Genomic DNA, 12,756 nt, shown 5'->3' with positions numbered 1-12,756 from the left:
GAGGTGGCATGTATCTAATTCACGAATTTTCGTCCAACAACGGGTGGCTGATGATCACGGATTTCCTTCGAAATGAAGGGACCGATAATTGTCCTGAAGAACGTAGCTTGGCCGGTTTCTCCGATTTCCCAACAGTACGAGTTGGCAATGATGATGGTGTCGATTTCGGTGTGCGGATCTACACCCGTGAAAGATTCCCGGAAGGGCGCTCTGGTTTGGAATACAAATACTTAGCCTGCATTGATATTGGTGACTCAGTCGAGACGGTAGCAATCCGAGACTTGCCAGACCTTCTTGAGTTCATGCGACAGACGGTTCCGCTTGCAACGACCATCGATACTTGGAGCATGAAGCGCCAGGCTCGATCAGAGACTTGAGCCCAAAAAACAATCAGCCCGGCATCGTCTTGATCGCCGGGCTTTTTTTCGTCTTATCCACAGAGTTACTCAGGGTTTCTGGGCATAAAAAAGGCCCGCCGAGTGGCGGGCCTGGGTTTTCTCTCATCACCTCTATTAGCTTGCTAGTGCATGCATTGCTGCCCTTGCCAGGAAACCACTTCGGGTTTCATGGTGAGCTTTTGTGTACTCATCAATCCGACGAAGAACAAACCGCGGAAGGCTGATGTTGACGCGCTCAGGCTTAGGGTCGAGTTCTGAAAAATCCACTTCGACCAAAGCCCAGATTGCCCCAACGAAATCTTCCTTACCGGTCAGGTCATCAATCGTTGATGCCGAGAAGTCCGCTTGTTCACCTAATTCAAGCAGGGTCTCGATGTGGCTATAGATTGCATCTTTCGCATTGCGAATTGCTTCGTTGATGGAATCGCCCCATGAATGGCAGCCCGGAATGTCCGGAACAGTTACACCGTAGACGCTCCCATCATCCTTATGGATTGCGATGGGAAATTCCATGTTCATCTCCTAGTTGTTTCCGTTAGAAAAGTTACGACCATAAAAAGTACTTCCAAAAGCTATATCAGCTGCTGAAAAAGCCGGGCTCATTTGAGCCCGGCCTGTTTCAGGATGCTGTTCACAGTTCCAACAGGCAAGTCCTTCTTCGGGTGTGGAACCGTCACAAGGCCCGGCTTTGTCGGGTGTTTGAAGTGATGGTGACTACCTGCTACACGCGCTTGTCTCCAGCCATCGTCTTCCAGCATCCGGATCAGCTTTTGTGAGTTCATATTTAGCCTTTCTAGATGCCACGGCCAATTATACACACAGCTACACACTTGTAAACACTTTTGTGTATTGGTGTGTAGTTAATCAGCTATCTCCGTCGCCTTGATCTCGAAGTCCAGCCGCTGGGTGTAGCCGCCGTCGGCGCCGATGGTGTTGGTGACCTTGATGATCAGCCAGTCGGTGCTGTCGATCTGCGGCTTCCAGCCGCTGACGGTGGCTGGGGTTTCCGGGTACAGGGTCGGGTCGCCCTTGGCCAGCGCGATATTGAAGGTAGCCATGCCGCGTTGCAGGCGGCGCCACTCGGCCCGGGCGGCGCGGATGGCATTGGTCCGGTTGGCATAGACATGGCGCAGGGTCTTGACGTTTTCAGCGCTGCGCTCGAATGCGTTATTGCTGCCGATCTTGGCCGCGTCGCGATCCGCCTGGTGCTGGGCGGCGGCGATTTTCTTGTTTTCGTCCGCCTGACCGTAGGTGACTTCGCCCGAGGCGCCGAGGTTGCGGTCGCTGTATTTGGCCTTGACGCCGACGTAGGCGGCGCGGGCGGCCTTGTTGGCCTTCAGGCGCTTCCATTCCAGCCGGGCGGCGCGCAGCGCCTTGGGGCGGGTGGTGAATGTAGTGGTCAGCGGTTTGTATTGGCCGCTGATCGGGGTTGCCGCCGGCGCCGGCCGGGTGCCGCGTTCGGCGCTGTCCTCGGTGTCGCCCCACAGCACTTCGCCTTTGACTGCCTGATTGACATCGTTGTAGGTGGCGCGCACCGCCTGGTAGGTGGTGCGATCGCTGATCAGGAACTGGTGGCGGTCGCCGGACTGGCGGACGATGGTGACGGCCGGGATGGGCTTGCCGCTGGCGCTGACGCCGCCGCCGGCCGGGATGAAGAGCAGCCGCCCGTCCTTGACGGTGGCGATGGCGTCGAAGCGCTGCGCCATGCGGGTGAGAAGGTTGGCGGCCGATTCGTTGGTCTGGTCAAGATGGTCGATGGCCTGGCCGGCGAGATTGCCGCCGAGTAGCGGGATCAGGCCGTTTTCGTCGGCGATGGTGCGGACGATGGCGCCGACCGTCGTGGCGTGCCATGAGCGCTCGCGCTGAGTGGTCAGCCCGGCGCCCAGGTCGGCGGCGTTGGCGCGCAAGCTGAGCACGTCCGGCGTGCCGTTGTGCGCGACCTCAGCGACGGTGAAGCGGCCCTTGCTGACCAGCCCGCTAGCGGCCCAGCCGAAGGCGAGCTCGAGTACGGCACCCCGCGGCGGCAGGTCGAGCGCGCCGTCCGAGTCGTCGAGATCCAGCTCGATGGTGTCGGCCTCGAAGCCGCGGTTATCGGTGTGAGTGAGATTGATCAGGCGTTCGCGGACGATGCTGGACAGGCTGACGCCGTCGACGACGATCTGCACGACGACGCGCGGATGCGGTTCGGACCGGGCGGTATCGCTCATTTGAGATCGAGCAGCGTCAGCAGATCGTTGCCGACCGTGCCGAGCAGGCTCGGTTCGTCGTCGGTGCGAGCCAGCTTGATGGAAAACTCGATCTTGCGGGCGGCGCCATCGGGGAACAGCGCGGTCGACGTGGTGGCCAGTTCTTCGACGACGAACAGGCCGTAGTGCCAGCCGGTTCCCTCGATCAGCGGCCAGGCCATGCCTTCGTCTGCCATCGCTTCCAGCGCGGCCAGGCTGATGCGGCCGCCGGTGATTTCCGGGTAGAGAACGCCGGACAGCGTGATGATTTCGTCGCCCTTGCCGACAAACTGGCGCGCCGGCCGGGCATTGACCCGGCTGCTCGATGGGTGACGCCATGATATCTGGCGCTGCAGCTGCTGGTAGGGCAGGGTCTGCATGCCGAAGACGTAGAGGCCGAGGGCCATCAGCATGTGGATCTGGGGGATGCCGTACATCGTCAGCCCAGAAAAACAAATGTGGTTTTATACCCTTTAGCGAACAGGGCAATTAGTTCATCTCGATCGGCGACTTGGAAGACATAGGAAGCATCGTCGACATAGACTGTCAGAAACGCCTGCATTGCCAAGCGGTGGAACGTCCTTGCTGTTGCTATCTTGGCGCGGCAATCGGCGAATTTAGCGGACAGACCGTCTTCGTTCAATGTGATGATTGCGTCCCGATCCGTAGAATTTCGACGGATGAACTCCGTTTTGCCGGTCATCCTGCCGGCATCGCACGAAACAGTACAAAAGGCTCGAGCGAAGTCGGTCGGCGAGTAAATGTTCCGATACTGGAACTGTTCTCTCTGTTTCTTTCGATTAGTGGCGATTAGGCGGTCAAGAGAATGATGAAAGTCTGATTGGGTGCTTGTCATGGCTTACTCCGGATCGCGCAGGCGGCTGCGCTGGCCAGCGGCCTTCTTGGCATCGATCCGCTCTATTTCGGCGGATATCTGGCGGGCCAGTTCACGATTGTCGGTACCCGGGGCCTGGGTGATGTTGAAGCTATAGTTATTGGCGGCCGCGACTTGCCGGATCATCGGCGAGGCTGTGATCACTTGGGTTGTTGAGGCCCTCGTCGGGGTGTCTTTGAGGTCCCCGAAAATACCTGGCATCAAGTAACGCAGGTTTTCCTTGAGGCGGTTGAGCTTGGTAATCACGCCATCGAGGAAGGATGTGAAGAGCGCCTTCACCTTATCCCAGTTTTCGTAGATGAGCACGGCGCCGGTGATCAGCAGCGAGATGAGAAGGCCGATGCCGGTTGCCTTCAGGGCGAGGCCGACGCCCCGGATGGCAAAACTCAACAAGCTCATGTTGGCGGCGCCGGTGACGCCCAGCGTGGACAGGGAGAACTTGAGCATTGCCAAGGGGACGATGACCGCGCCGGCGCCGATTGCCAGAAGACCAAGCGCCGACAGTCCGATGGTCAGCCATTTTGCCGTCGTTATCAGCGCCGACGAAAGCTTCGGGTGTTCTTTCGACCAGTCGCGCATTGCCTTGACTATCCGCATAGTCGTATCGAGGGTTTCGACTGCTGCGCCCTTCAGATACTTCCCCAGATCGGTCGACAGATTGTTGAACGTGTTCCGGGTGTTTTCCGTACTTGCCGCGAGCGTGTCCTGCCATGCGCTGAGTTCACGATCCATTGATCCTTTGGCCTTTTCGTCGTTCACCAGCCGGAGCGCTTCGCGGTATTTGTCCAGATTCTCGGCCAGCCGTGCCGCGTCGTCGCCGTATTCCTTGCCGAATAGGCGCGTCGTGGCTTCCAGTTGCTTATCGCCGGACAGCGCCTTGATCTTCTCCAGCACCATGATGAGCGTACCGGTGGCGTTGGTGCTCATGCCCTTCTGCACGGCATTTCCATCAAGCCCTAGCATGGAGAGTCCGCCCCGGAAGCGTTTACTCTGCATATTGGCGATGCCGAGTTCGCGGATCATAGCCTGGGTGGCCGATGCCGCAACCTCGGCCGACGATCCGATCGACAAGAAAGTCGAGCCGAGGGCCGCCGCCTCGCGATAGGACATGTTGGCCTGTTGTGTTACGCCATTGATCCGCTTCATGACTTCGATAATGTCTGCCCCCTGCGCCAAGGTCTGATCATCGAGCCAGTTGATGGTGTCGCCAAGATCCTTGATGTTGGCGATGGGGACTTTGTAGAGCTGCGCGACCGTTCCCATATCCTTGCCGATCTGCTCGGTCGGTATATCGAAAGCCTGCGCCATGATCGCCGTGGCTTCGGCGTATTTAAGGAGGTTTTCCCGGCCCTGGATGCCCATGCGGGCACCGCCTTCGACGATCTTGGCAATATCGTTGGCACTACCCGGTAGACGTTCTGATATTTCCTTGATCGCGTCGGCCATCTCCCAATAGGTCTTTGTCAATCTTCCGTTAGCGTCGCGGGTACCGTCCATTTGCTTGGCGACACCGAGCATGGCCGTTTCGAAATCGCCGAAATCTTTGAGCGATTTGGTGAGCGGGACGCCAACCGCGACCCCGGCCGCACTGATGCCGGCGCCGGCCATGGCCAGCTTGCCGGCGGTTTCGCGAGACTTGGCAAGGTCGGCCTGGGCGGCGCGCAGGCGGCGCATCTTCTGGTTTTCGGCTTCCAGCGCGGACTGTAGCCGGCGGCTGGCGTTGGCGGCCTCGGCGGTCGAGCTGGCCAGCTGGCGGCGGTGCTCAGCGAGCCGGCTGGTATCGATGCCGGCGGCTTTCAGTTTCTCGAACAACGCCTGCTCGGTATTGAGTAGCGACTGGTGTTTGTTCTTGAGTTCGTCGGAGCGCTTGCCGAGCCGGGCCATTTCGTCGGACATGGCCTTGGTCGGCACGCCGACGCGTTCCATCGCCGACTTCAGCGCATCGATTTCACGGCGGTTCTTGGCGAAGGTGTTAGCCGCGATGGCGGCGTCCTTTTCGACCTTCTTGAACGCGTCGATCTGCTCAATCGTGCGGTTGTATTCCTTCATCCGCGCGGTGTTGTCGCGTAGCGCCTTGGCGGCCTCGCCGGCAGCGCCGGTGATGGCCTTGACCGGGCGGATGAACTTGTCGATCGCGGCGAAGACAACCTTCAGTTCGAGCGCGTTACTCATTCATCGGCTCCGGATCTGAGGCGGGCACGCTCGCGCCATTGGGCGAGTTCGAGCAGATCCATCGCCGCCATGCTTTCGAGGCTCCAGTGAAAGATGACAGCGATGTCGGCCATGGCTTCTTCTACGTCGTCAGGGAGGGCTGCAGGCTCGCGGCTGCTTCGGCCAGCGCCGCCTTCGGCATAAAAAAATTGGCCAGCGCAATCCCGCTCTGCATCAGGTCGACGGGGTCGAGCTGCGCGGCTTCCTGTTCGGTGAGTTTCGGGTCGCTGATGCGCGGGACGACCTTGGTGATGGTGTCGGCTTCCATGTCGAGGATGGCTCGGATAGAGACGCCGCGCAGGGCGCCGGCATTGGGTTTGTGCAGCGTAATGCTGGCGACCTTGTTGTCGCCGCGCTGGATGGGTACTTCGAGGGTGATGGTGGCGGTGTTGCTCATTGCGATCTCCTTTTCGGTTCAAACGGGTGCCCTCATCGAACGGCGGGCACCCTCTGTTCCTTCCTCCCCGGTTTTGCCGTCTCCCGGGGCAGTTCTCGGCGGTGGGTTATTCGTTACGCCAGGCCGATGGCCTTGCGCTGTTTGTCGAGCATGTCGACCCCATCGACGATGAAGACCATCGCCAGGGCGTCGATCTCGAATAGGACCGAACCGTTGACCGTCAGCTTGTAGTAGCTGCAGGTAGTCTTGATCTTGGTCTGGGTCTTGTCGCCGACCTTGGCATTGCCGAAGTCGAGTTCCTTGTGGCGGCCGCGGACGACGATTTCAACGGCGTCGACGTCGCCGGTGTCTTCGCGCTGGTACGCCCCGGCGAAACGCAGCAGGTTGGCGTTGGCCTTGGCGGCGCCGTATTGCTTGACGACGTCGAAGACGAAGCCGGAGCAGGTCCAGTCGAGCTCGATCTTCTCGTTGGAGATGTCGACGTCGATGGGCATCGGCATGCCGGCGCCCTGGAATTCTTCCATCTTGCGGGAGAGCTTGGGCAGGGCGACTTCTTCGGCGACGCCCATCAGGCTGTTGCCGTCGTTGAAGAGGTTGAAGTTTTTGAGGTTGGAGGGTAGTGCCATGTTCGGGTGCTCCTATCAAGCGGCCAGTTGAGCGGCGAAGTCCGCGAGGTAGCGGTCGGTGATGCGCTGGCGGAACATCAGGTTTTCGAGCGGCGGGACCGGCGTGTAGTCGTAGTCGATGTAGAGCTTGCCGGCCTTGAGGGTGACTTCGTCATTTACGGCGGGGTCGTACCAGGCCTTGCCGTCGATGATGTAGCCCAGCGCTTTCAGCTCGCGGAACTTGGCGTTGACGCCTTCGATGATGTCCTTGATCAGCGTCTGGTTGAGCGGCTTGTCGACGGCCCAGAAGTGCGCCTCGGCAATGGTGTCGGCAAGGATCTGGGCAGTGCGGACGTAGGACTCGAAGGCAAACAGCGGGTCGGCCGTGCAGGTGCGGGAACCCCAGAAGCGGTAGCCGTCGCGGCGGATCAACGTGGTGACGTCGGCGGCGTTGAGGAAGCCGGCGTCGGTGCTCGGGTCCTGCAGATCCCAGAAGACATCCTTGGTGATACCGGTGACGCCCTGGACCGGAATATTCGACAGCGTCTTGTGCCAGCCTATTTCGTCGTCGATCTGGGCGCGCAGGCCGAGGGCGCGGGCGATTGCTGGTGCGGTAGCGGTGGCATTGGCGACGGTGTCCCAGGACTGAAAATCGGGCCAGATGACCATGGCTTCGCGGTCGCCGAAGTTGTCGCGGTAGGTGACGGCTTCTTCCTTGGTCTCGCAGCCGTTGGCCGAGAGATAGGCGAAGCCGCGCAGCTGCTTGGCGATGGCGATCAGCTCGGTAGCGACCGGCAGCGAGTCTAGGCCGGGGATGCCGAGGATGCGCGGCTTGATGCCGAACTTGGCTTGTGATGAGAGCAGGGCCTTCATGCCCTTCATTTGCCCGGCTGGCGTGACACTGCCGATCAGGTTGCTGGTCAGCTCAGCGGGTGCCGCACCATCGGGAACGCGGACGACGATGCAGGCCGGCGAGCCATGGTCGGCAATCGCATCAAGCGTTTTTGCCAGAGTGCCGAGGGTGCCGGCCTTGCCGCTGGCAGTGCGGACGTCGGTGATCAGCGTGGCGGTGTCGAGCGGGAAGGCGACGGCGTCGGCATCGCTGCCGGTGGCGACAAGGCCGATGATGGCGGATTCGATGGTCCGGATCGGCCGGCGGCCGTCGGTCAGCTCGAAGACGCGTACGCCGTGGTGGTAATCGGTGGGCATGGGCAGCTCCTTGGAAGGTGTGCTGCCATGTTGCCGGCCGCGCGCGCGGGTGTCGCGCGGCGGCGGTTGTGGCGTGCCGGCTTAGGACCGGATCAGGCGGCCGGCAGCATCCACAGGTGCTGCGGCGTGATGCGGTGCATCGCGTCGGCGCGAAAAAGCGGCGACTTACCTTGCGAGAAGGCCCAGGCGACCAGTTCCGAACAGAACCAGCTATCGGATTCCTGCCAGTCGCGGTGCAGCACCAGGCCAAACAGCGCCGTCAGGTCATAGGGCTTGCCGACTTGCGAGCGGGCGGCAGCGATGACCTCGGCCGAATCCTTGCAAGGCAGGTCGACAATGGCGTAGGCGGAGTGTTTGGCAATCAGTTCATCCAGCGGCGCGACGCGAACGGCCGGCCAGGTCGCCTCGATCGCCTCGTCGCCGTCGATCAGCGCGACATGCGACCAGGCCGACCAGGTGACGGCACGGATCAGCGCAGCGCCGGGCAGCTTCGAGGTGCAGAAGAGGACGCGCATGGCTTACCCCGCGAAGGTTTCCGGCCAGCCAGCGCTGAAGTCGTAGGAGGAAGGATCTGGACTGGCGAGCATTTGCGCCCGGTGCATCTCGGCAGCTGCGAAAACCGAGAACTCTGCCGACTTTCCTGCTGCGACGATATCTATCGCAAGACCGCAGGTCAGGGGGACGAATTGACCGGACATTGTTTTCCAGGCGATGGTCTGATTAGTGACCGGATCACGCAATGGGTCTATGGCCTGGCCACCAACCGCAATCTGATCGCGCGCCGTGTCCTTATTTCCGAGGTGCTGCGTTTTAGACTCGACGTCGGAGTGATACCAGTGGCCTGAGCACTGGAAGCCGAGATTCTTTCGGCGATCGCGCTCTGCTTTGACGCGGCTCCACGTACTCAAAATTGTTGCATCCAGGGCCGGAACTAAAGGATCAAGCAGAAGCGCACCGTCGGAGAGACGGAGATCGAACCGACTCTCCCACTGAATATCGGTCAATTGGACTGCACCATCTGGTAATTTGATGACTGTATCGTCGTTATGGGCTGTATCGATGCGCCCATCGGCGTCAAAAGTTGCGAATCGCATTTAAAACTCCTTGACCTTGATTATTTCGACTTCGGAATAAACCTCAGTCAAAGTCGATATATTCACTGCGTCCCCAAGCCCATTTCCCCCGGTCGCAGTCTGTATCCAGTGGCGAAGTTCAAATACTTTTGATGCCGAAATTGTAAATTGTCCAATAATTACGCTGTCGCTGTTCTGTCCAGAGATCCCATTATTAGAACTGCCGATTAGGGTATTTGTGGCGTCCGTTGTGTTGTACAAGATGGCTTTGTTCCCCTCTACGTTATTGACGGGAGCGCGGGCAAAAACCCTATAAGTCCCAGCCGGCAAGGTTATTTGGTTTGATGCCAGCGAAGCGCCGCCAATGGTATTTGCAGCAACCGTATTTAAGACCCGGACCTGCATTCCTACGACCGAAGATCCGCCCAGCGTTCCTACAGATTTTTCGTCTCGAACGTGCAGATAACCAATCCCACAGTAGCGCGCATCAGCCTGGGCCTGAGACATCCCTGAATTGACGCCGTTGGCGGGGTTGATCAGTACCCACTTGTCCAGCGTCAAGTCATAGCGAACGGTGGCCCAGAAGCCAGCGCCGGCAATGTCAGCTACGGTGAGTGGCAGGTTATTTCCCTTGACGATCGTCTTAGGCGCGATTCCGGGCGAGGCCGGCGTGAAAGTCGGTGTTGTAGTGGCGTTGGCAGCCGTCGCTCTGAAATGGAGCGTCATACCATTGGCGAGAGCGGCGATGACCGGGGTGTAGGCTGCCGTGATTGCATCGGCGGTACCTGCAGCGGAAGCCGTGATCCCAGCGGCTTTCTGGAAGTCGGCGACGGTCAAACGCAATCCGAGCGCTGCGGTCACTGTCGCTGCAAAGTTTGGATCATCACCCAGGGCTGCGGCGAGTTCATTCAGGGTATTGAGCGTGGCGGGCGAGGAGTCAACTAACGCGGCGAGCTGTTCGGCGACCGAGGCGTCGGTTGCATATTGCGGATGCGGATCGAGGGCGGCGGCATGGTCTGCGAGGCCTTGCACCGCTGCTATCAGTTGAGCCTTGAGCCATTTGGTACGGTTGGCCAGGGCTTTGCCCTGATTATTTGCCAGGCCGTCGACACCGCCGAGCCAGACGGAGTCGGTTTCAATCTGGAATACATTGGCGTCGAATTGTTCGAGTTCGGGTAAAGCGGCCATCGGCGGCTCCTAGTTGATGGTGGTGTCAACGGCGCCACACGAGTAGTCGCCGTTACAGGTGATCGATCCGTCGCAGCGGAATGCGGCGGCGCTGAAATCGAGGGAAAGCATCTGGGTAGAAAGCCGGCCGACCGCTTCAAGCGTGCGCTTGATGAGTTGCGCATCGCCGACGGTGAGCGGCTGGAACAGGCGGATGCGGTAGGTTGCCCAGCGGCCGCCACAGGTATGCGATCCATCGCAGATGACCGAACCGTCGCAACGGATGTAGTCGGTGCGCTCGGTGATTTCAGCATCCGGCTGGCCGAGGGCCGCCAGGGCGCGACGGATCGCGCTGGGCGTGCCCTTGGTGCGATGGATCTCCGGTGCCTCGGCGATGATGGCGCGCTTTTTTTCTTCGCTCCACAGGTTGTCCCATTCATCGACAGACACTGCCCAGGCGAGATAGGGGAGCAGGTCAACCGGGCAGGTAGCGGCATTCCACAGCCCGCCGATGATGGCAGGCTGTGCGGCAAGGCGGGCGGCACCGGTTCGATCGATGGCGCGCTCGAGCGGCGTGCTGCTGGGCGGGAGCAGGGTGGCGGGCTGGTTCATTCGACGGCGGTGACGTTGACGCTGATGGCGGTGCAGTACGGCGCCTGGCCGGGGGTGCAGACGACGTCGGCGGGCGGGCTGTTGATGATTACCTTCTTGACGCCGGGAATATGAGCGGCGGCCTTGATAGCGCTATCGACGATGTCGTTGCCGAGAAGATGGTTTTCGGCAGCAAAGGCGGCGAGCGCGGCTTCTGCTGCCGGGATGACGACTTCGCCGGAAGGGCCGGAGAAAAGGATCAGGTCGACGTCGAGAACGTATTCGACGATGGCGGCCGAGCTGACGACGACCTCGTCGCACATCGGGCGAATGTCTTCTGGCGTTACGGCGTTGCCGACCGTGGCGAGCAGTCCGGCATCTGCAACGCCATTGCCGAGGCGGGAGAGCACGAAGATCTGCACGGTGCTGGATTCGGGGCGGATGGCCTGGGCGTCCTTGACCTGACCCGAGGCGGAAATAGCGTGAAAGCGGTAGGCATCGCGCGGACCGGCGACGGATTCGCTCTCCGGCTGCAGTTGCAGGCGCGTGCGGTAATCGGTGTGGGTTTCCATGACGGCCGGGGTCGGCGGGATGGTGGTGTCGTCGGCCGGCGTAACGACCAGGCGCTCGGTGCCGTTGTAGTAGGTGATGCCGATATGGTCGAGGTCTGCGCCGGTAGCGAAGGCGAGCAGCAGGGCGCGGGCTTCGTCGTTGTAGCGGGCACGGAGCAGCAGTTCGCGGTAGGCGAAGGTTTCCAGCAGCTTGACGACGGGGTCCGATTCGAGGTCGATGGTCGCGGCGGCATCCGGATAGCGTTCGACGAAATCGGCCTTGGCTTCGGCCAGGATGGTCTCGAAGGCGAGGCTTTCGACAACTTCGGGGGCCGGCAGGGATGCGAGATCGATGGTCATTGCAGCGGGTGGGCGATGGTGATGCGTTGGCCGGAGCGGGCGCCGGTGCGCTTCGTGGCGGTGATATCGAGCTGGGCCTTACCGTCCATCTGCTGCGAGAGCGCGACGCTGGTAATACTGACGCGCGGCTCCCAGCGAATGATGGCCATGACCGTGGCGGCTTGCAGGCGGAGTCGATTGGCCTGATTGCCGGGATGATCGACCAGGTCGGGCAGCATCGAGCCGTAGGTGCGGCGCTTGATACGGCTGCCGAGCGGCGTGCTGAGAATGTCGGTAATCGACTGGCTGATGTGGGCGTCTTCGTCGAGCGGCTTTCCGGTGTGGCGGTTCATGTTGGGTCCCCGGCGGCTGGGTCGACGTGGTGGTGGGAATCCAGCACGATTCCGTTCGAGACGATGCTTCCGCCGGTACCGACCTGGTCGACGTTGGTCTGCTCATGAGTGCCGTTGCGGTGGCGGAAGTTGCCGGTGATTACGCTGTCGTTTCCATCGCCGCCGCCGGATCCCGCCATGCCGTTTTTGTAGGTGAGCAGGTCGTCGATGACGCACTTGCCGGTGATGTGAGTGAGCGGGGTATCGAGGGTGATGCTGGTCGTCGCCTGGACGAGGCCGGTGATGATGCCGGTCGCTTCAAGGTGGCTACTGTGATGGTTGTAGCGGATCGCCGCACCGTCCGGATAGAGCGCTTCGTGGATGCCGGCGGCGTGGTCGTAGCGGATGACCGTGCCGTCGGGGAATTTCGTGACGTGGTCGTTTGGGCTATGGCTCGGGGTGTCGATGACGTCGGATGGCGCACCGTAGATCACGATGCCGTTTTCGACGACGCCGGAGGGCGAGAGGATGACGCACTGCTCGCCGACCGTTGGCGGATTCCATGTCGTGGTCTCGCCGGCGCGGTATTCCATCCAGCGCAGCCATTCGGTTTCCAGCCGGCCGCTCTTGACGCGGCAGCGGCGGGCGGCGTGGTCGACGGCCAGGATGGTGCCGAGGCGGATCAGGTTTTCCAGCAGGCGGGATAGTTCGATAACGTCCATGGCGCCGATGATGCCGGCCGCGCGCGCGGGGGTGGTGGACT

18 protein-coding genes are annotated in these 12,756 nt (G+C 60.8%); 1 reads left to right on the top strand and 17 read right to left on the bottom strand.

Annotated elements, in window-relative coordinates; all coding sequences use genetic code 11:
• Positions 1–8: 8 nt before the first annotated feature.
• The gene (locus KI611_RS14660; RefSeq protein WP_226416395.1) at positions 9–377 is read left to right on the top strand and encodes a hypothetical protein; all 369 of its coding nucleotides are present in this window, start codon (positions 9–11) and stop codon (positions 375–377) included.
• A gap of 135 nt (positions 378–512) precedes the next feature.
• Here KI611_RS14660 and KI611_RS14655 read toward each other — a convergent pair whose 3' ends face one another.
• The 17 genes from KI611_RS14655 to KI611_RS14575 form a co-directional block, all read right to left on the bottom strand.
• Complete coding sequence (locus KI611_RS14655; RefSeq protein ID WP_226416394.1) at positions 513–911, bottom strand: type II toxin-antitoxin system HicB family antitoxin; 399 nt, start codon at positions 909–911, stop codon at positions 513–515.
• Positions 912–997: 86 nt separating this feature from the next.
• Complete coding sequence (locus KI611_RS14650) at positions 998–1,180, bottom strand: type II toxin-antitoxin system HicA family toxin (protein WP_226416393.1); 183 nt, start codon at positions 1,178–1,180, stop codon at positions 998–1,000.
• A 78-nt stretch (positions 1,181–1,258) separates the two neighbouring features.
• Complete coding sequence (locus KI611_RS14645; RefSeq protein WP_226416392.1) at positions 1,259–2,605, bottom strand: contractile injection system protein, VgrG/Pvc8 family; 1,347 nt, start codon at positions 2,603–2,605, stop codon at positions 1,259–1,261.
• Positions 2,602–3,060: a phage tail protein gene (locus tag KI611_RS14640; protein ID WP_226416391.1), complete on the bottom strand. Its 459-nt coding sequence runs from the start codon at positions 3,058–3,060 to the stop codon at positions 2,602–2,604. Before KI611_RS14640 ends, KI611_RS14645 begins: the two co-directional genes overlap by 4 nt.
• A gap of 2 nt (positions 3,061–3,062) precedes the next feature.
• On the bottom strand, positions 3,063–3,479 hold the full coding sequence (locus tag KI611_RS14635; RefSeq protein ID WP_226416390.1) for a hypothetical protein: 417 nt from the start codon (positions 3,477–3,479) through the stop codon (positions 3,063–3,065).
• Between the two features lie 3 nt (positions 3,480–3,482).
• On the bottom strand, positions 3,483–5,690 hold the full coding sequence (locus tag KI611_RS14630; protein ID WP_226416389.1) for a phage tail tape measure protein: 2,208 nt from the start codon (positions 5,688–5,690) through the stop codon (positions 3,483–3,485).
• Positions 5,687–5,803: a GpE family phage tail protein gene (locus KI611_RS14625; protein ID WP_226416388.1), complete on the bottom strand. Its 117-nt coding sequence runs from the start codon at positions 5,801–5,803 to the stop codon at positions 5,687–5,689. Before KI611_RS14625 ends, KI611_RS14630 begins: the two co-directional genes overlap by 4 nt.
• Positions 5,804–5,811: 8 nt before the next feature.
• A complete protein-coding gene (locus KI611_RS14620) occupies positions 5,812–6,126 on the bottom strand; it encodes a phage tail assembly protein (RefSeq protein WP_226416387.1) in 315 nt (104 codons plus the stop codon).
• Positions 6,127–6,239: 113 nt separating this feature from the next.
• The gene (locus KI611_RS14615) at positions 6,240–6,752 is read right to left on the bottom strand and encodes a phage major tail tube protein (RefSeq protein WP_226416386.1); all 513 of its coding nucleotides are present in this window, start codon (positions 6,750–6,752) and stop codon (positions 6,240–6,242) included.
• 15 nt (positions 6,753–6,767) lie between these two features.
• The gene (locus KI611_RS14610; RefSeq protein ID WP_226416385.1) at positions 6,768–7,940 is read right to left on the bottom strand and encodes a phage tail sheath protein; all 1,173 of its coding nucleotides are present in this window, start codon (positions 7,938–7,940) and stop codon (positions 6,768–6,770) included.
• A 92-nt stretch (positions 7,941–8,032) separates the two neighbouring features.
• Positions 8,033–8,455, bottom strand: coding sequence for a YiiX/YebB-like N1pC/P60 family cysteine hydrolase (locus tag KI611_RS14605; protein WP_226416384.1), 423 nt, complete (start codon positions 8,453–8,455; stop codon positions 8,033–8,035).
• Positions 8,456–8,458: 3 nt separating this feature from the next.
• A complete protein-coding gene (locus KI611_RS14600; protein WP_226416383.1) occupies positions 8,459–9,034 on the bottom strand; it encodes a DUF4376 domain-containing protein in 576 nt (191 codons plus the stop codon).
• On the bottom strand, positions 9,035–10,201 hold the full coding sequence (locus KI611_RS14595; protein WP_226416382.1) for a hypothetical protein: 1,167 nt from the start codon (positions 10,199–10,201) through the stop codon (positions 9,035–9,037).
• A gap of 9 nt (positions 10,202–10,210) precedes the next feature.
• Positions 10,211–10,792: a phage tail protein I gene (locus KI611_RS14590; protein WP_226416381.1), complete on the bottom strand. Its 582-nt coding sequence runs from the start codon at positions 10,790–10,792 to the stop codon at positions 10,211–10,213.
• Complete coding sequence (locus KI611_RS14585; RefSeq protein ID WP_226416380.1) at positions 10,789–11,682, bottom strand: baseplate J/gp47 family protein; 894 nt, start codon at positions 11,680–11,682, stop codon at positions 10,789–10,791. The genes KI611_RS14590 and KI611_RS14585 overlap by 4 nt, the downstream gene beginning before the upstream one ends.
• Positions 11,679–12,014, bottom strand: coding sequence for a GPW/gp25 family protein (locus KI611_RS14580; RefSeq protein WP_226416379.1), 336 nt, complete (start codon positions 12,012–12,014; stop codon positions 11,679–11,681). Before KI611_RS14580 ends, KI611_RS14585 begins: the two co-directional genes overlap by 4 nt.
• Positions 12,011–12,715 carry a phage baseplate assembly protein V gene (locus tag KI611_RS14575; protein WP_226416378.1) on the bottom strand — a complete coding sequence of 235 codons (705 nt, stop codon included), beginning with the start codon at positions 12,713–12,715 and terminating at the stop codon, positions 12,011–12,013. Before KI611_RS14575 ends, KI611_RS14580 begins: the two co-directional genes overlap by 4 nt.
• Between the last annotated feature and the right edge of the window lie 41 nt (positions 12,716–12,756).

Origin of the sequence: Dechloromonas denitrificans, assembly GCF_020510685.1 — a bacterium.
In the GTDB taxonomy this organism is placed as follows: Bacteria; Pseudomonadota; Gammaproteobacteria; order Burkholderiales; family Rhodocyclaceae; genus Azonexus; species Azonexus denitrificans_A.
Note: the sequence above shows the minus strand (reverse complement) of the source record. Positions and strands in the feature narration are given on the sequence as shown.